The 19,140-nt window shown below is 60.0% G+C and carries 12 protein-coding genes; 2 read left to right on the top strand and 10 right to left on the bottom strand.

Annotation, left to right across the window (positions count from 1 at the left end; translation table 11 throughout):
• Positions 1 to 121: 121 nt before the first annotated feature.
• Positions 122 to 3,424 carry a chitobiase/beta-hexosaminidase C-terminal domain-containing protein gene (locus QRN04_RS16760; protein WP_284977163.1) on the top strand — a complete coding sequence of 1,101 codons (3,303 nt, stop codon included), beginning with the start codon at positions 122 to 124 and terminating at the stop codon, positions 3,422 to 3,424.
• Between the two features lie 104 nt (positions 3,425 to 3,528).
• Here the strand turns inward: QRN04_RS16760 and QRN04_RS16755 are convergent, their stop codons facing one another.
• The 10 genes from QRN04_RS16755 to QRN04_RS16710 form a co-directional block, all read right to left on the bottom strand.
• Complete coding sequence (locus tag QRN04_RS16755; protein WP_284977162.1) at positions 3,529 to 4,485, bottom strand: glycosyltransferase family 2 protein; 957 nt, start codon at positions 4,483 to 4,485, stop codon at positions 3,529 to 3,531.
• A gap of 3 nt (positions 4,486 to 4,488) precedes the next feature.
• A complete protein-coding gene (locus QRN04_RS16750) occupies positions 4,489 to 4,974 on the bottom strand; it encodes a GtrA family protein (RefSeq protein ID WP_284977161.1) in 486 nt (161 codons plus the stop codon).
• Between the two features lie 2 nt (positions 4,975 to 4,976).
• Positions 4,977 to 7,091 (bottom strand): DUF6541 family protein, encoded by a 2,115-nt coding sequence (locus QRN04_RS16745; protein WP_284977160.1) that lies wholly within the window; start codon positions 7,089 to 7,091, stop codon positions 4,977 to 4,979.
• A 72-nt stretch (positions 7,092 to 7,163) separates the two neighbouring features.
• Positions 7,164 to 7,895 (bottom strand): ABC transporter ATP-binding protein, encoded by a 732-nt coding sequence (locus tag QRN04_RS16740; protein WP_284977159.1) that lies wholly within the window; start codon positions 7,893 to 7,895, stop codon positions 7,164 to 7,166.
• Complete coding sequence (locus QRN04_RS16735) at positions 7,896 to 8,753, bottom strand: ABC transporter permease (protein WP_284977158.1); 858 nt, start codon at positions 8,751 to 8,753, stop codon at positions 7,896 to 7,898.
• A 2-nt stretch (positions 8,754 to 8,755) separates the two neighbouring features.
• A complete protein-coding gene (locus QRN04_RS16730; protein WP_284977157.1) occupies positions 8,756 to 10,765 on the bottom strand; it encodes a glycosyltransferase in 2,010 nt (669 codons plus the stop codon).
• Positions 10,762 to 11,946 carry a UDP-galactopyranose mutase gene (gene glf, locus QRN04_RS16725; protein WP_284977156.1) on the bottom strand — a complete coding sequence of 395 codons (1,185 nt, stop codon included), beginning with the start codon at positions 11,944 to 11,946 and terminating at the stop codon, positions 10,762 to 10,764. The genes QRN04_RS16730 and glf overlap by 4 nt, the downstream gene beginning before the upstream one ends.
• Before the next feature lie 187 nt (positions 11,947 to 12,133).
• Positions 12,134 to 13,120 (bottom strand): Gfo/Idh/MocA family protein, encoded by a 987-nt coding sequence (locus QRN04_RS16720; RefSeq protein ID WP_284977155.1) that lies wholly within the window; start codon positions 13,118 to 13,120, stop codon positions 12,134 to 12,136.
• Entirely contained in the window at positions 13,120 to 14,211 is a 1,092-nt protein-coding gene (locus tag QRN04_RS16715) for a DegT/DnrJ/EryC1/StrS family aminotransferase (protein ID WP_284977154.1), read from the bottom strand. Before QRN04_RS16715 ends, QRN04_RS16720 begins: the two co-directional genes overlap by 1 nt.
• Complete coding sequence (locus QRN04_RS16710; protein WP_502868816.1) at positions 14,208 to 14,825, bottom strand: acyltransferase; 618 nt, start codon at positions 14,823 to 14,825, stop codon at positions 14,208 to 14,210. Before QRN04_RS16710 ends, QRN04_RS16715 begins: the two co-directional genes overlap by 4 nt.
• A 159-nt stretch (positions 14,826 to 14,984) precedes the next feature.
• Here QRN04_RS16710 and QRN04_RS16705 point away from each other — a divergent pair, with 159 nt between their 5' ends.
• The gene (locus QRN04_RS16705; protein ID WP_284977152.1) at positions 14,985 to 19,127 is read left to right on the top strand and encodes an FtsK/SpoIIIE domain-containing protein; all 4,143 of its coding nucleotides are present in this window, start codon (positions 14,985 to 14,987) and stop codon (positions 19,125 to 19,127) included.
• The last annotated feature ends 13 nt before the right edge of the window (positions 19,128 to 19,140 follow it).

The following is a 19,140-nucleotide window of genomic DNA, read 5'->3' as shown; positions in this document are numbered from 1 at the left end:
TGTTCTTCAGCATGGTTTGGCGTTTTTTGCCGTCGCCGGTCGCTCAAGAACCTCTCAACACAACTCTGAGTCCTCTGCCGTTGCGGGGACACCAAGCCGACGCAGGCAGAACAAAGTCACGGTGTTCGTCGCCACCGCCAGTCTTGCGACGGCGGCCCTCACGGGCGTGCTCACGGCACCGGCCGCCCTTGCTGACCAAGCCCGTCAAACCGTGGCGGTGGGGCTGACGAAAGCTGCCGGGACGATCGTGGATCCGAAAGGCCGGATTTGGGTTTCCGATACCCGTGCAGGATTCTGCCGTGTGACCGAGGCCTCCGGAAGCACTGCCGGCGGTTTGGAAGCCGCCACCTGCCTGGGCGGAACCTTGGCAGGGCACAAAGATGGACCCGCCCGAGCAGGGGCGCCCGCCATGATTGATCCTTCGCCCGGGAGCCCCAACAGTGGCGATGAGATCGCGTTCATTCCGGATGCCGCCGTCGGAAGTTCCGACGTCGTGCGTGCTGGGTGGAATCCTGCCAGCGGCGTTTTCGACTACAACGGCGCCCTGACCATCTTCGATGGCGACCTCCGACCAAACGCGGCCAGCGACGGTCCGGACGGCAACATTTACCTGTCCTTCGCTAATGCCCGCTCGATTGTGAAGGTTGTGGATCCCACATCGGATAACCCGAGCATCGAGTCGATCGCCTCAGTCCAGTCAAGCTCTCTCGGCTTGGCAGCCACACACCGCAACAGCGCGGGGAACGTGGTGGTGTACATCGCTGAAACCTCAGGCCTCACGGTCTTCACGGCGCCGGACGACGGCGTTCTTGCAAACGTTGTTCCGAAGCCGCTCTACAACGTGGGCAAGCCGACCGCCATCTACTACGACTGGCAATCGCCCCTTGTCCTCTACACCGGAACCAGCAACGGCACCAGTACAGCCGATGCCGGCAAGGACACCATCTCCCGCATCGACCTGAGCAATGACCAGGTCAACAACCAATGGGCCCTGGGCTTCAGCATGATCGGTGGCCTGTCAATGCGGGACGGCAACTTACTGGTGACAGACGACCCGGGCCAGCTCGATCCAGCCAAACCGACGCAACAAGGCAGGCTCTTTTCGTTGGGCGGGGTGGTTCCCTCCATCGTCAGCGGACCTACAAACGCTAGCGGTGGCGCTGCCCCCAACCCGGCCTTCACCAACGACTCGACGCCGACCTTCACCGTGGCGTCCACACCGCCAGGGGGCGCCCTGGATTGCAGCTTGCAGCTCAGCACCGCAGCCCCTGTCTGGCAGAACTGCACGAATGGCACCTTCACTCCTGCTACGGCACTGGCAAACGGGGCGTACACCTTCTCTGTCCGCGCTGCGCCGTCAGGGACTCCGGTCTCCCGGGCATTCACGGTGGACCTCACCGCACCCAGTGCACCGGTCATCACCTCGCCTGCCGCCGGAGCAACGGTGAACGGCTCTCCAGTACTGAGAGTCACCACTGATGCTGGCTCTGTCCTGTCCTGCTCGGTGGACTCGACCACGAGCTTCACGGCTTGCAGCGACGGCCAAACGTTGAACCTGACTACTGCGGGCCAGCACGTCATCGGGGTCCGGGCCACCGACATGGCAGGTAACGTCAGCACCGTGGCGTCCGTGACAGTAACCGCCGACCTTACTCCACCTGCGGTATCAATAGATTCGCCCGCCGAGGGCGCGACCGTCGGCGCAACGCCGTCGTTCGCTTTCTCCTCGACGTCCACGGACGTAGCGGGTTATCGATGCAAGCTTGGCTCCAACGCTTTCACGGCCTGTACCTCGCCTAAGTCGTACGACAACGTGCCCAACGGGCCGGCCACGTTCACGGTCGAAGCTACGGACACGGCAGGAAACACCTCCCCTGCCACCCGAAATGTGACCGTGGTGGTACAAGACACCGTGCCACCAGTCATCACCGCTGTACCAGCTGGCGGAACATACGGCGGCAACCAGTCGATCGTCCTCAACGCCAATGAACCGGCGACGATCCACTTCACAACAGACGGCACGATTCCGACGACGTTGAGCCCGGTCTACTCAGGGCCGATTCCGATGGCATCCATGACCGTGCAGTATCTTGGCCAAGACACGGCCGGGAATACGTCAGCGGTAGCCAGCCAAACCTACGTCCTCGACAACACGGCGCCCACCCTGGCGGTTACTCCAGCTCCCGGCGCATACGCATCCGGGCAGTTGGTCACCATGTCCTCCACGGAGGCGGGGCGTATCCTCTACACAACCGACGGCACAACCCCAGGCACCGCCGCCGGCGGAAGTACCAAGGCCTACACGGCTCCGTTCGCCTTAACCGGCAACACCACCGTCAAGGCACTGGCAATCGACAACTACGGAAACGCCTCGGCCATCACCACCAACACGTATACCGTCCTCGATACCACCCCACCGGTAGTCACCGTGACGCCGCCAGCGGGTGCGTACCCTGCCAACCAACAGATCACGCTTACCTCGAACGAGGCAGGATCCAGTATCTACTTCACTACCAACGGCACTAACCCCACCGCCACCGCGGCGAACAAGTACTCGACGCCCATCGTCCTGACAGCTGCGATGACCTTGAAGTACTTTGCCGTGGACGCGTCGAACAACAGCTCGGCCGTCCTCACACAGGCGTACACGGTGCAGGCGCCCCAGGTCGCCACGTGGAAGGACTTCACCGGGGACGCAAAGAACGACGTCGTCGCCCGCGACAACAGCGGGACCCTCTGGCTCTACCCCGGGAACGGGACGGGCGGATGGCTGACGCAACGATCGATGGGCACCGGCTGGAATACGCTGAACCTCATTGTTCCCACCAAGGACTTCAGCGGTGACGGGCGCAGCGACATCCTGGCACGTGACGCCAGCGGCATCCTGTGGTTGTACCCCGGAAACGGAGCAGGAGGGCTGCAGCCACGGGTGCAGGCAGGAACCGGCTGGTCCGCAATGACCATGGTTGTGGCACCGGGTGACTTCAACGGCGACGGCAAGAGCGACCTTCTGGCAAGGGATTCCTCCGGAGTCCTCTGGCTGTACGCCGGGAACGGTGCGGGCGGCTTCTCTTCCGTGACCCAAGCAGGAACCGGTTGGAACTCGATGACGGCGATCCTCAGCACAGGGGACTTCAACGGCGACGGCAAGACGGACGTCCTCGCCCGGGATACAGCGGGAATCCTGTGGCTCTATCCAGGTAACGGAAAGGGTGGATGGCTCGCAAGAGTCCAGGTTGGAAGCGGCTGGAGCGCAATGACCGCAATCGTCGGGCCCGGCGACTTCAACGGCGACGGCAAGAACGATGTCTTGGCCCGTGACGCCAGTGGAAACCTGTTCCTCTACCCAGGCAACGGAACATCAGGCTGGTTGCCGCGAAGCCAAGTGGGATGGGGCTGGGGAGGGTTCACCTCGCTCCCCTAGGTAAGAAGCAAAAGGAAGGGTCCGAGCGCCATGGCGCTTGGACCCTTCCCCGTAAGCAAGTTCCTGCCGCAGCCTCTTAACTGCGGCCCGCTTGTTAGAACCCGCTAGGCTCGTTCACGCATGGGATGCATGCTTGGCGTATTGGGACTCGCTTGGATATCCAGCTGCAGGGATACCAAAAGCATTTGGACGCCCAGCACAAAGGGCACCACAGCCAACATCACCGACCCTGCTGTTGGAGATCCAACGCTCGCTGCGAGAACCCATGCGCCAACAACGAGGCCCATGACGATGAGAACGAGCCCGGCAATCAGCAAAAGGGCCACGGCCGAGAAAGACCAGACCATGTACTTCCACCACACCCGGCGCCAGAAACCACCGAAAAGCATCGCGAGCAGCTCGGGAATAACCTTACGGAGCTTGATGCTCGAGACCTCATTGCCGTAAACAGCAGGAATCGGGACATCGACAATCGGGACATCGAGGATGTTCAGGTGGATCAGCAAGTCGTTCTCGAAAGAGTAACGCGCTGCCACCTTGTTCATCGGCAAACGGCGCAGAACTTCGGTACGAATTGCGGTGTAGCCATTCTGGGGATCAAAGATGTGCCAGTAACCGGATGCCAGCTTGGTCATGAATGACAACACGATGTTTCCGAAAATACGGTAGCCTGGCATGCCTGCAAAGGATTCACCGGAGAAGAAGCGGTTTGCTTTAGCGAAGCCGTACCCTTCCACCACCGGATCCAGAAGCTGGGGAAGGTACTCAGGGTCCATCTGGGCATCGCCGGCCATCACCACGTTGATGTCCGCGCCCAGCTCCATTGCCGCCTTGTGTGCGGTCAGAACCGCGCCACCTACACCCTGATTGACTTCATGCCGAATCAGGGTCACCCTTCCGTCGTCTGCGCGCATCGCGGCCCCCGACGTATCATCCGGGCTGCAGTCATCAACAATGACAATGTCATCAACGAAATCAGGCATCGTTTGGATGACTTGGGCGATGTGATTTTCTTCTTTGTAGGCCGGTACTACCGCGGCAATTCGAACGCCTCGATACATCGATTATCCTTCGCTGCTGTTAGGGGTGAGTTTGGATGCCGGCGAGCCCGTGCCCGACGCGCCGTCTGACTTTTCGTGGGCGCTCTTCGGCTGCTTCTTTTGCGGAAATATCCAGTGCTTATAGATGAAGTAGTTCCATCCCATGGTCACAATCGTCGCCACCACTTTACCGGCAACGAATCCGAGACCCATGAACTGGAACAGTTGAACGATGCCCATGACGGCTACTGTGTTGAAAGCCAGGAGACCCGAGTACCGGAGGACTCCACCAAGCGCAGTTCCACCCCCACCAAAGGCAAAGTATCGCTGGAGGAAGTAATTGAAGAAGAAGCTCCCCCAGAAGCCAGCTCCGGTGGCCAGCCAAAGGGGCCAACCAAACACTTGGAAGCAGAGCGTCAAGAGCCCAAGATCCAAGAGGAAACTCAAGCCGCCGATTACCAGGAACCTGAAGAGACTCGAGGAAAGAAAGTTGGTGATGAAAGTCTTCATGCCTAGCAAATCCTTCCGAGTGGAGCAATGCCATCGGGGTTCTTGTTCTCCAGGACCCCGGCAACTCCATCCATCTGCACGCGATCCTTTGCATCGGCGTCGAATGCCGTCTTGCCGCCTGGCAGCTTGGACCAGTCGATCTTGTATAACGCCGCGTTGCCCTCGCGCACCACGAGATTGAGATAGGGGATGGATTGCGGGTGGGTCAACCCTGCTTTGGGCTCGTCCCATGCCCGAATCCGGCCATCGGCAATATAGACCCATTCGATTCCAAGTTCGGACGCCGCCGCGCGGGCTTGGGGATCCGTGGCCAGTTCCGGAAGCTTTTGGAGGACCAAGAGTTGACGGTTGGTGGGCAGGATCTCGAAATGCCGGATCATTGGCATACGGTTACCCAGCGCGTACATCCAGACTGACCCATCACAGGCATCATTCAGGACGGTGGCGTCTTGCGGCACATACTGGCCGATCCGGGTCAGCAGGTCCACTTCCGAAGAACTCAACGTGGCGCCGCTGACCTTGGTGTTGATGTTGATGCGTTCCGCGTTCTGTTTGAAGTACGGGACGGCGGCAATGCCGGCCACCAAGAGCACTGCTGCGGCTGCGCCAGCTACGACAGCGTGACTCGGCCGCCGTCGTGAACTTTCACCAGCTTCGGGAGCCGAGCGAGGACGGCTTCGAATCCTACGCACAATCCACTCAACTGCTTCCGCCACTTGGGCAATGCCCAGACCGGCCAGCGGTACCAACAGCATGACCAGGATCCCGAAAACGCGCCATTGGTCATCGTAGAAAGGAGCCGTCAAGGCCAAGAAACGGGGGTTGTTGCTACCCATCGTGTATACGGACAGGAACGCGAATGCGAGAACGGGACCGAAGTACCACCACATGCGGATCCGGAGTACCGCTGCGAGGCAACCGATAGCTACAAATGCCGTGAGAATCGGCATGGCCATGGAACCGTGGTTCAGGAAAATGATGTTCTGAATGGCGCCGTTGCGATCAGTGTCGGCCGCCCATACCTGCTTGGAGACACGGGCGGATTCCCCCAGCATCTCCGCGATGATCGGCCACCCGATGATGGCCGCGAGCACACCGGAGACCGCCAGGTAGACGACAATGCCGAGAATCCTGCCCCGTCGGCGCACCAGGGCGGCCAGCAACCAGAAGAACAGCACGGGAAGGACAACGAACGCGAGCGAGGGATGCACGGCTATCAGGCCGACAGCTCCGAATGCGATGCCAGGCACCCAAAACTTCTGGCGTTCCAAGGCGCCCTTCACCGCGAGGAGCACGAACGGTCCAACCAATACCATGCCCGCGAAAAACGGAATAAGGGGGCCGCGCCACAGCAAGTCGTAGGGGTACACGGTGAACCAACCGGATACGGCTGCCGCCGCGGCGACGGCAATGGGCCTGCGGGTTACCACCATCGTCAGGGCCATCGTGCTCAGTGGCAACTGCACGGCCATCATCACCATGACGAACACGTTGAGGAAGACCGGGATACTCACGTTGCTCAGGGGCCAAAACAAGCTCAGAACAGCATGGAAAGCTATGGGGTAACTCCGAATGGGAGCATCAGCGATGGAGGTGTCGTAATAGGCGAAATTGCCGGCCACACTGGGGTCCCACTCATGGTTTACCGATATCAACCGGATCATGTTTGCGTGCCAAGGAATATCCCAGTCCTGGTTAATCCCCAGAAGCCCCTCTGTCCCGACCGTCCAGGAAACGGCTGCCACCACGCCTCCGGCGACCAAACCCGCGAGCAGTATCCACCAAGATCCAGCCATACGCTGCTTCCCGAAAATGCTCACTCGAGCCGTTCCGGGCCGTCCAAACTTATCTGGGAAGTATCGACGCAACAGCATGCGGCCGGCGAAGAGAACAGCGCATAAAACCAGCAGGACCGCCACCACGGGGAGCAACTGCCAGCTCATTCCTACCGAGTGCCCCAGCACTCCAATGACTGACAAGACTCCCATGCCGAGCAAGGGTGCCACCACGGGCAAGAGGATACGCCGGACACCCAGCGCCTCCCCGAGGAGCCAACCGGGGCCCCACCACAACAGGACGATCAGCAGTACACACAACAGCAGGGGGCCGATACCCATTCCCACGATCGCCTTTCTTAGATGCTTACACCAGCCATCCGTTGACAGACGACTCTTGCATTTGAATACCGGTTAGTTGCGTTCCCGAAGCCAGGCAACAGCCTGGTCTGCAGGACCTTCGAACTGGACTGTGCCGGAGGATAGAACCACTCCCCTGTCGCAGATTCGCGAGATCATATCCAGGTCGTGGCTGACCACCACCAACGTCCGTCCCTCATCAGAGAGCTGCTTGATCTTGGCCAAACACTTCTTCTGGAAGGGTTCGTCGCCAACAGCAAGGATCTCATCGACGAGAAAGATATCGGGTTGCGTGTGGACCGCGACTGCGAAGGCCAAACGAAGGAACATGCCAGAGGAATAGAACTTGACCTCAGTATCGATGAACTGCTCGATCTCGGAGAAAGCAACGATGTCGTCAAATTTCTCGTTTATTTCCTGTTCGGACATTCCAAGGATCGCGGCGTTGAGATAGACGTTCTCCCTACCCGACAGGTCGGGGTGGAAGCCGGCTCCGACTTCGATCAAGCCTGCTACGCGACCTTTGGTTCGCACTGTTCCCTTATCCGGGAGGATGACTCCGGAGATGAGCTTCAGCAGCGTGGACTTACCCGAGCCGTTGAAGCCCAACAAGGCCACGGTTTCGCCCGGCTGAATCTCGAAGCTCACGTCATGGAGGGCGTCAAACCTCTTGGTGAGATCTCCTTTTCGGCCTTTCGCAAGCCAAACGAGCGTCTCTTTCAGAGAATGGGAGTGGCGGAGGTTGAAGGTCTTCTTCAAGCCTTTGACTATCACTGCGGCGCTCATCTAGACCTCCTGCGCAAAGTGGCCCTCAAGCCGTCGGAACACGAGCTGACCAATGATAAGGAATACTGCCGCCATTCCCAGTCCTGCGAAACCTGTCAGGAGAAGATGCGGGGGCAATTCCACCGGCCTGGTGACGGTGGGGTACCAGAATGCCCAGTGGAAAAGTTCCACCGCCACCGTGATGGGGTTGAGTTGGTAGACCGTCAGCACCCAAGGGGCTGCAAGACGGCGAATCATCGTCCAGTCGTACAGGACCGGGGAGGTCCATGTGACGATCATCATTAGCATGTCCACGATGTTCTCCGCATCACGGAAGAACACGTTGATGGCCCCGGCCAACAGACCGAGTCCCGTCGCTGTCACCGCCACGATGATGAAGCCCAAGACCGCTCCGAAGAGTTGCATTGCGTCCGGGTGCCAGCCGGTGAGTAAGGCGGCTGCCATCAGGACCACCATTTGCGGGAGGAAGTGAACCGCTGCCACCCACACCGAGGCAACCGGGAAAAGCTCCCGGGGTAGATAGATCTTCTTGACCAGCGCCGCGTTCCAGACGATCGACCGTGTGGCGTTCGAGAATGCCTCTGTGAAGAAGTTGATGACGATAACACCGGAGAACATGTACAACGCATAGTTGGGAATCTGATCCCCTACCCGCAGGACTATTCCCAACGCGAAGAACAGGACCACATACTGAACGAGCGGCTTCACATAAGACCACGCCAAGCCCAGCACTGAACCGCGGTAGCGCACCCGGAGCTCTTTACGAACGATCAGCTTCAGCAAATACCGGCGGCGATAAACGTCAAGCAGCCCGGCGCCGACCCCGGGAACAGCATAAGTATCTGTGGAATTCGACATCGTTACTTAGCGGGCTCCGAGGCGTCAAAGGTCTTGCGCCATGACTCCATGGACGTGATCTCCGGAAGAGCCTCGCGGTACTGTGCCCGGAGCGTCTCCCAATTGGAGAAGAGCTGAGCGTGAAGCTTTGCGGACTCCACCAACAGTTGACGCGCCACTTTGGGGTCGCGCAAATGCCAAGAGGCCCCCGTGCCGTCTGCATTGGAAACAATTGCGCTGTCCAAGTGCGCCAGGCTCCACCATTTACCGTCTTGGTGGGCAACCTGGGCTTCCGGGTACACCTTTGCGGAATCCCGCACAGGGGCGAGCGACTGCTTCAGTACGGTCTTCACTGCCCAAGGGAGCAGTCCGAGTGCGCCGGGTTGCTTGTAAGACTGTGGCTTCTTCGGCGGGCGCTTGCGGAACACCTCGGGAAACGCCGCGGGGTCCGTCTTGACCTGCGAGTCAGGAAATTCTTCTCGCATGGCACGGAGCTTGGGCATCGTCGTCGGCAGTTGCTCGTGCAGCTTCCCTGGTCCGGCGAGGACGTCGCGAAGGGCCATGATCCGAGCCTGCTCAGGGTAATACTGCATCGATACCAAGTGCTTCACGTCGGTATTAACGCTTTCCCGCAGAATCCGGCCGCCCTTGGGGAACGGCGAATGCAGAAGGGTGGCGATCAAGCGGTTGCGCTCATGGTAATACGCCTGCCAGTCCACCGAATCGTCCTTGTCGGCCCATGAGACGTGCCAAACTGCAGCACCCGGAAGAGTGACCGTGGGGAAGCCAGCGGCGCGTGCACGCAACGAATACTCGGCATCGTCCCACTTAATGAAGACAGGGAGCGAGAGTCCGATGGTCTCGACGACTGCCTTGGGGATGAGGCACATCCACCAGCCGTTGTAATCGGCGTCCCAGCGGCGGTGCAGCTGGGGAGTCGAACGGAGGCCCGCGGCGGAGAAGTCGTGGTTGCCGAGGCCTTCGACCGGTCCCCACAGGAAGCGATAGAAATTAACAAGCTCAGAATATGCGTGAAGTACAGACTTGTTGTACATGTCAAACATATGTCCGCCCACGATTGTGGGTTTGCGGCAGAGGTCTGCGAAAGCTACTGCGCGCAGGACGCCTTCGGTCTCAAGCTCGATGTCGTCGTCCAGCAGCATGACGTAGTCGCTTTTGTCCGACACGACCATCTCGTACATATTCCGCGCGAAGCCACCGGATCCACCAAGGTTGCCCTGGTTGATCACTCGAAGCTGATCGCCCATCGACGCCGCGACGTCGTCGAATCCGTCCTCGGCGGCGACCTTCTTATTGCCTTGGTCCACGATGATCAGCTCAGCCAGGATCTCACGGAGGCCAGCATCGCCATCAATGGCCTTGATTGTTTCGAGGCAGTAGTCAGCGCGGTTGAACGTTGTGACTCCGAGCGTCACCCGACCTTGTGCGCGTCCTTCGTCGGGAACAGCCCAGTGTGCGCTCTTCAGCGTCATCCCGCCGCCCCCGGCGATCAGGTCAAACCAGTACCAGCCGCCGTCGCCGAACGGAGCGAGCGTCAGCTCGAAGTCGTTGACGGCTGAGCCATCAACCAACACGGAGTCGACACGCTGGGCAGCACCGCGGGCATTCGAACGGTAAACGATAACCGTTCCTTCACCCTCTGTTTCCAGGTGAAGCACTGTCTTGGTTGCGATGGTCCATTTGCGCCAGTAGCTGGCCGGGAAAGCGTTGAAATAGGAACCGAAGGAGAGCCGCTCACCCCGCCTGACCTGTACCGAACCGCGGCCCAGGATGTCTTCGGGGTGCAATTTGCGCTCAATGCCGACAGCCTGAACGACGGCGCCGCTGTCACCTTCTTTGCGTACCTTGCTGGTATCAGGGTCGACATACAGCGGCAAGGTGTCCAAGTCGCGGTTAGCCGGAAAGACGACCCGCTGAACGATCCGCAGGCTCTCTTCGGTCAGTACTGAGACATCCTGGGCTGTTTCAGCCGTCACGGCCGTCTCCTGGTCTTCATTTTTTGTCGTGGTCACGCGTCCACTCCACCGCTCTCAAGCTTGGCGCCGCCCGTGAAGTGCGGCTTGATCTTGTTGTCGAACATGGACAGGGCAGACCCGATGGCCATGTGCATGTCCAGGTATTTGTAAGTTCCGAGTCGACCACCAAAGAGCACCGACTTCTCCCCACGAGCCAAATCCCGGTAGGCGAGCAGCTTTTGCCGGTCGTCACTGGTATTCACCGGGTAGTACGGCTCGTCGCCCTTCTCGGCGAAGCGGGAAAACTCCCGCATGATGACCGTAGCGTCTTTGGTGTAGTCGCGTTCCGGATGGAAGTGCCGGAACTCGTGGATCCGTGTGTAGGCCGCGTCCGCATCGGGGTAGTTCATCACCGCACACCCTTGGAAGTCCTCAATGGGAACAACTTCCTCTTCAAGGTCGATGGTCCGCCAGGAAAGGTCGCCCTCAGCATAGTCAAAGTAGCGGTCCACAGGGCCGGTGTAGATCACGGGGACCTGGCCGAGGACCGAGGACCGGCCATATTCGCCGTCGTCGAAGAAGTCAGTGTTCAGGATCACCTGGATGTTCGGGTGGTCCGCCATGCGTTCGATCCACGCGGTATAGCCGTCAACAGGCAGTCCCTCGTGCGTGTCGTTGAAATACCGGTTGTCGTAGTTGTAGCGGACCGGAAGGCGAGAGATGATCTCGGCCGGCAGATCCTTGGGATCCGTTTGCCACTGCTTCCCCGTGTAATGCTTGATGAACGCCTCGTACAGGGGGCGGCCAATCAGTTGGATCCCCTTGTCATTCAGGTTCTGGGGATCCGTCCCCGCCAGTTCGCCTGCCTGCTCGGCAATCAGGGCCTTGGCTTCGGTCGGGCTCATGGCAGAGCGGAAGAACTGGTTGATGGTGCCCAGGTTGATGGGCATCGGGTACACCTCGCCCTTGTGGCTGGTGTAAACCTTGTGCTGGTAGCTCGTGAACTGGGTAAATCGGTTGACGTACTCCCAAACCCGTTCGTTCGAGGTGTGGAAGAGGTGCGCACCATAGCGGTGGACCTCAATTCCCGTCTTCTCTTCGTTTTCGCTGTAGGCGTTTCCTCCAATGTGGTGGCGGCGGTCAAGCACCGCGACCTTCAGCCCCAACTCGGTAGCGGCGCGTTCTGCGATGGTCAGGCCGAAGAAACCCGAGCCGACGACGACGAGATCAGCGTTCACAAACTCTCCTGTGTATTGGCGTGCGGGCACACAAAATGCCCACGTCTACTGCTCAAGGCTACCCGACGTTCCAGCGGTTCCCCGATTCGGGGGGCCGGGGCCCGGCTTGGGTTGGAACCGAAAAGGGAACGGGAGCCCTGGCCCGTGGCCAAGCCTCCCGCTCCCGATTTTCGGCAAAGCTTTGCAACTAAAGCGCGACGACAGCCCCAGTGCTCGCCGACTGAAGAACAGCCTCGGCAACGCGGAGTGTCTCCAATCCCTCTGCCATTGTGACGATGTTCATGGACTTTCCGAGGACTGCGTCCCGGAAGGCTTCGTGTTCCATCTTCAGGGGTTCGCGTTTGGCCAGCGCGAACCTCGTCGAAGAACCTTCGGACACACCCCTGAACGCTGCGACAGAGTCCCAGTCAGTCTGGAACGTCCCGTTCTCGACGAACGTCAAATCCGCTGAAATGGTGTCCGCGATATACGCCCCACGCTCGCCAAGCACCACGGTGGTCCGCTCTTTCATGGGCGACAACCAGTTCACGATGTGGTTGGTCACCACGCCACTGCGAAGATGGCCGATAGCGGTGACCATGTCCTCATGTTCGCGGCCACTCCTGGATGTGGTATGCGCGACGACGTTGACGAAGTTGCTCTGTGCCAACCACGCTGTGAGATCAATGTCGTGCGTAGCCAAATCCTTAACGACCCCGACGTCGGCGATCCGGGCGGGGAAAGGGCCTTGACGACGGGTGGAGATTTGGTAAACCTCTCCCAGATCGCCATTACCAAGCCGTTCGCGGAGGCTCTGCAGAGACGGGTTGAACCGCTCAATGTGCCCCACCGCCCCAATCAGGCCTCGTGAGTCGAAGGCTTCGGCGATACGACGACCGGATTCTGAGTCGTTGGCGATCGGCTTTTCCACAAGGCAATGGATGCCCGCTTCGGCCAACTGCAAAGCGACCTCTTCGTGAAGGATCGTCGGCACGGCTGCGACGGCCATGTCGATGCCCTGCGCGATCAACTGTTCGACGGAACTGCAAACCTCCAGCCCGTCAGCGACGTTGTGTGGATCGCCGAAGGAATCCGCCACGGCAACCAGGTCGACCCCATCAAGCTCCCGGATAACGCGGGCATGGTGGCGGCCCATCATGCCCAGACCGATGAGTCCGGCACGTAAATTCGCCACTAGCTTCCTGCCTTCGCGACTGCGTTGACCGCTGAAACGATTCGTTCCAGATCATCTTGGCTCAGTGACGGATGGACCGGAATCGAGAGGACACTGGCGGCGGCGTCCTCCGTGACGGGCAGATCGTCCGAGGTTTGGAATGGGGCGAGGCGGTGATTGGGGATCGGGTAATAAACGCCGCAGCCGACCATGTACTCCTCGCGCAGGGCCTTGGCGAACCCGTCGCGATCCTCACCAATGCGGATGGTGTACTGGTGGTAGACGTGCTCGTAGCCCTCGGCGACCTTCGGAGTGATGACACCTTCAAGGTTGGCGTCGAAAAAGGCCGCGTTCTCCTGGCGGGTCTTCGTCCACGCCTCGACCTTGGTCAACTGCACCCGACCGATAGCTGCATGGATGTTGGTCATGCGGCAGTTGAATCCAACAAGTTCGTTTTCATACTGGCGCTCCATGCCTTGGTTACGGAGCAGGCGCAAGCGACGCTCGACGTCGGCCAAGCCAGTGCTGACCATGCCGCCCTCGCCGGAAGTCATGTTCTTCGTGGGGTAGAGGCTGAACATGGCAAAGTCACCGAAGGTACCCACCTTGCGGCCGTTGACGGCAGCACCGTGCGCCTGCGCAGCGTCCTCAAAAACTTTGACATTGTGTTTGGCAGCGATAGCCCCAATGGCATCGACGTCGAACGGATGGCCGTAGAGGTGAACGGGCATGATTGCCGCGGTACGCTCAGTGATTTTCGACTCCACCGAAGCGGGATCGAGAGTGTAGTAGTCGGCATCGACGTCGGCGAATACCGGGGTCGCCCCGGTCAGTGCGACGGAGTTCGCTGTGGCGGCAAACGTGAACGACGGAACAATAACTTCATCTCCGGGGCCGATCCCGGCTGCCAGCAGGCCAAGGTGCAGTCCCGAAGTGCCGGAGTTGACGGCTACGGCACCGCGGCCGTCAAGGAGAACCTGCGAGAATTCCTGTTCGAAGGATGCTACTTCCGTGCCTTGGGCGAGCTGGCCGGACGCCAAAACGGCGTCGACGGCTTGGCGTTCCTCCTCGCCGATAATGGGCTTAGCGGGGGGTATGAATTCTGGGCTCATGCCTGTACCTCTCGGAGAGTCTCGTTCTGTTCAACATATGTAGCGCCTGTTTCGGGGCAGACCCAGTTGTCACCGTCTCGCTTCAGAGGAAAACCGGCCCTGCCGACCCAACCGACACGTTTGGCCGGGACGCCGACCATCAGGGCAAAATCGGGAACGTCCTTGACGACGACGGCTCCGGCGGCCACTGTGGCCCACCGTCCAACCGTCACGGGTGCAACGCAAACGGCCCGGGCACCTATCGAGGCACCCTCCCGAATGGTGACCCCCACGGGTTCCCAATCGTGCGCGCTTTTCAAGGTACCGTCCGGAGCGACGGCCCTGGGATAAGTATCGTTCGTCAGCACAACAGCCGGGCCAATGAAGACTCCAGCCTCCAGTTCCGCTGGCTCATAGACAAGGGCATAGTTCTGAACTTTGCAGTTATCCCCCATCTTGACGCCGGTACCAACGTAAGCGCCTCGTCCCACGATGCAGTTGACGCCCAATTCGGCCTGCTCGCGCACCTGGGCGAGGTGCCAAATCTTCGACCCATCGCCAATTACAGCCTGGTCTGAAACATCGGCACTCTCTGCAACCACTATCACCGGTGAAGGTCCTTCCTCATTGAGCACACGCGACAACGAGATTCATCTTAGCTGAGACAAGTCACCCCGGGGCGACGGAAGCGTGATCACGAAAGTTGTCCACATAGGGCGTGCACGGTAAAGAAATCCGATCATCGCACCAATAGCGTCAGGACAGGACGCCGACGGGCACGGAGGGAATGGCTGATGACTTTGGAATGCACGCTGGTAGTTGGACCGGGAGCTTCAGCTGCTCATGAGCCTGAGGAATTGTCTATATCCGTCCCCGACGGAACGCCCGGAACTCACGTCCAGTCGCTGCTGAAAGAGGCCCGAGGTAGCGGGCGGATCTACGTTGCAGGTGAAGACATCTCCCTGCTCACGGTCGGGCGTCCCCCCTTGGTGGCAGGTGCCGTACTGGTGGACGGATTCGTGCCAGGGCACGAGAACAGCCCGAAGTCTTCTCCCCTGCTTTTATTGGTTCACTCAGGTCCCGCTGCCGGCATGGTCTTTCCTCTTTACCGGGGCAGGTATCGGGTGGGCAGGGGCATTGGCAACATCACCGTACCTGATCCAAGAATGTCCCGTGAGCATGCCGTCATTGACGTCTCCAGCACCTCGGTAACCATCACTCGACGCGACAAGTCGACGCCGTTGCTGGTAAATGGACAGCCTGTCGGGCAAACACGGCTTACCCCTGAGACTACATTCCAGTGCGGTAGCACCCTTTTTAGTGTCATCACGGACAACGGGCCAACCCCAGGGCTTCCCAAGGAGGCCGGCCAGTCGGTGGAAACGCCAATCGAGGTTGCCCATGCCCCGGCATCACGCAACGTGCTCGCCGTGACCTTGGCTGCGGGAATGCCGCTGGTCATGGGCGTTGGGCTGGCAGTCGTCTCGGGGATGTTGCTGTACCTAGGTCTCTCTGCCATATCCGCTGCCAGTCTTTTGATCCCAATGTTCTCCGGTCTAAAGAGCCGACGGGAGTTCAAGGCAGCGGTGGCTCAGGCAGCAAAGGATGACATCGAACGACGACGGCGGACGGCGCCATCTGCCGCGAATATATTGGTCGCACTGCACTCCGCACGGGGCAGTTGGAAGGCCGGAAATTCGGTGCCCGCGCAGCGTGCAACGGGAACAACGGCCAACCAGAGTCTCGCTCCGCGTGGAAGCGTGGCTCAGGAATCCGCGGTGTGGGTGCGGCTGGGGGTGCGGCATGCGCAGGCCAATCTTTGCTTGGTCCCGGGTGTTCGGCACTTCCAAGCTCCAAGTGTCGGATCGGCAGCATTTACCCTTGACCCGCGGCATCCGTTAGTCATCCTCCGAGGGCGTTCGGAACATGTTGACGCCATGATTCGGTTCATCGTGATGCAGCTTGTTAATTTTCAGGCATCTGCCTTGTCGCCGGTCATTCTCCTTGGGCCCGTGGCCCGGCTACCGCTGCCCGCCCGATTCCTGCCCGGTACATGCCTTGCCGCCTCCCCGTCGGCGGCGCTGGCCACCCTCCACCGACTGCGCATGGGGGGAAGCGGGCATCTTATCCTTTTCGATGACGCCTCCCTGGAGGACAGGCAGGGGCTTGCAACGCTTCTGGACAGCGCACACTTAGCAAAGTGGAGGGTCATTCGTGGCGGAAGCCCAAGCAGTCCCGACGTCCAATCCGCCGGAGGAATGGCCGTCATAGAAATCTCAACGTCCGGTACCTCGGCCACGTTGGATGCCGGTGGCCAGCACCAAGCTTTCATTCCGGATCTGCTCCCCGTCGAAGTGTTCGACAGATTCTGCCGGATAACGGGCTTAACTAGCCAAGTACAGTCCCCCGCCGAAGACGGCATCCCTCGACGCTGTTCGTTGGTAGAGCTTCGTTCCTATGGGCAGAGGAGCATTCTTCGACGATGGGATGCCAGCACCCGCCAGAAGAGTCTTCAAGCAGTTCTGGGATGGGGCATCGAGGGGCACATGGATTTCGATTTCGGCTTGGATGGTCCTCATCTCTTGGTAGCAGGGACCACGGGGTCGGGAAAATCCGAGCTGCTTCGATCCTTGGTGGTATCGCTGGCTCTGAACCATCCACCAGAACAGGTTACGTTCCTGTTTTTTGATTTTAAGGGCGGGTCAGGTTTGCGTCCGCTGAGCGGGCTGCCCCATTGCCTTGGCTTGCTCACCGATCTGTCTGAACATCAACTGGATCGGGCGCTGGTTTCGCTCCGGGCCGAGATCCGGTATCGGGAGGAGAGGTTCCAAGCGGTCGGCGCATCCGATCTGTCTGTCTATCAGCAGGCAAGCGGCCCTTCCTTCGAATCAATCCCCCACCTCGTTGTTGTCATTGACGAATTTCGCATGCTTGTGGACGAGGCCCCCGGTGCTCTCCGCGAGCTCATGCGAGTCGCAACCGTTGGCCGGTCGCTCGGCATCCATTTAGTGATGGCAACACAAAGGCCGCAAGGTGCCTTGACTGCCGACATCCGAGCAAACGTGACATCGAGCATCGCTCTTCGCGTACAAACAGAAATGGAATCAGTAGACATTATCAATGCCAAGTCGGCCGCATTCATTAGTGTAGAAACCCCCGGCCGGGCCTATCTGGCCAGAGGGTCGAGCCGCCCTGTGGAATTTCAAACAGCGTCCTTGGCCGCTCGAATCGGAGACGAAACACCGCTGAATCCGCTGACACCGGGCGAACCTGCAGTCAGGAGTGCCGTCGAGTCGCTGGAACAACCTCGGCAGCAGTCGAGCAGGTCTGCCGAAGAAGAGATGCCGCCGGATTCAGGCACTTATGCGGTCGTTTCGGCTATCAAGGAGGCTTGGGGCCGACTCGGTCGTGCTGACGCGAGACGACCCGTTCCGCCCCCGCTGCCCGTATCCCTGGAATGGCACGAGACGGTGGAATGGGACGACACCGTGGAATGGGACGACGTTTTGGACGGCCAACCGCGCCGGCTCGGTGATGTAGTAGAACCAAATGGCAGCTGGATCGTCGGACCGCTGGGGCTGCTCGATCTGCCTAAGCGGCAGCGAGTCGAGCCTCTGCTATGGTCCCCAGGTGAACACGGTCACCTCGCAATGATCGGAGGCGCTTCCAGCGGGATGCAGGCCTGCTTCATGGCAGCCGCGGCAATGGTTGCTACCCAGGCACCAAAACCACACCTCTACATCTTGGACGCGACGGGTATGGCTGCCAGTACTGACCTCCCGGCGAACAGATCCGTCGCAGGCCTGCACCAAATGCCGATGGCTGCGCGGATTCTGACGCTCCTCTCGGCGGAGATGGAACGCCGACGCACGGTGGCACACGCGTCGCAAAACACGGCCCCGCTCGTACTGATCATTGCCGGATGGTGCTCATGGGTATCGGCACTACGTGGCGGACCCTTTGCGTCGGCGGAGAGCACTGTGCACGACATCATCCGGGACGGCATCTCCTTGGGTATTACGGTTCTGATTTCAGGTGAACGTGAACTGGTCAGCGCGAGATTCATGGGCCTGATCAGCAACCGTGCGTACTTTCCGTTGGGTTCGAGCGAGGAGTCGAGGTACCACTGGCCGCGGCTGCCAAGCGTTGAGTCCATACCGGGACGCGCCGTCGTCTTTGGCGGCCTTGTACCCGAGCAAGGGGCGGTCGCTCAGTTCCGTGCGTGTCCGAAGGAAGGACCGTGGCCCTATGGTTCAACCACCTCGACGAATCCGCCTTTTCGTGTCAGACCGATCCCCGAGTTCCTCACCGTGGAGGACTTTAGGGAGCGCTTCAAAGAAACTAGCCAGCCGGAGGGAGCAAATCCGCCCCTGTGGATTGGAGTCGGTGGAGATGAGTGCTTCCCCGTTGCGCTCCCCCTCCCCGAGTCCGGAGTGAGTGTCATACTTGGGCCCCGGGATTCAGGAAAGACTTCGATCCTGGAGACGCTCCGTGTTCTCAATCCCGGCCAAACATGGGTGTTCCCGAGTCACGGAACACCCTTGAGTGCATTTTGGATACAGGCAGCGGAGGATTCTGAGGCTGGGCTCTTAGACCCACAAAGCGTGTTGCTTGTAGACGATGCCGACCTCTTGGACCTTAGTGGACGACATGCCATCACTGCCATGGCGGGGAATGTCCGCGGTATCGTCATGACGGCAAGCTCAGGACCCACAGTTTTGCAACAGCTTCCCTTGGCGAGGGAGGTGCAAGCAGGCGGCACCGGTATTGTCCTGACACCGAGGTCACCCTTTGATGGAGACCCGTTAGGGGTCAGGCTGATCGTTGACGCCCCAGCGCCCCGTGGCCGCGGGTTCTTGATCGAGGCGGCTGGGGCCACGCCATTTCAAGCTGCACTCGCGGCCAGTTCCCCGGACGGTTCCCGACTTTCCCGTTAATCCGTTGTCACCG

It is taken from the genome of Arthrobacter sp. efr-133-TYG-104 (assembly GCF_030208915.1).
Lineage (GTDB): Bacteria > Actinomycetota > Actinomycetes > Actinomycetales > Micrococcaceae > Arthrobacter.
The sequence above is the reverse complement of the archived record's forward strand: the minus strand, read 5'-3'. Positions and strand labels throughout refer to the sequence as shown.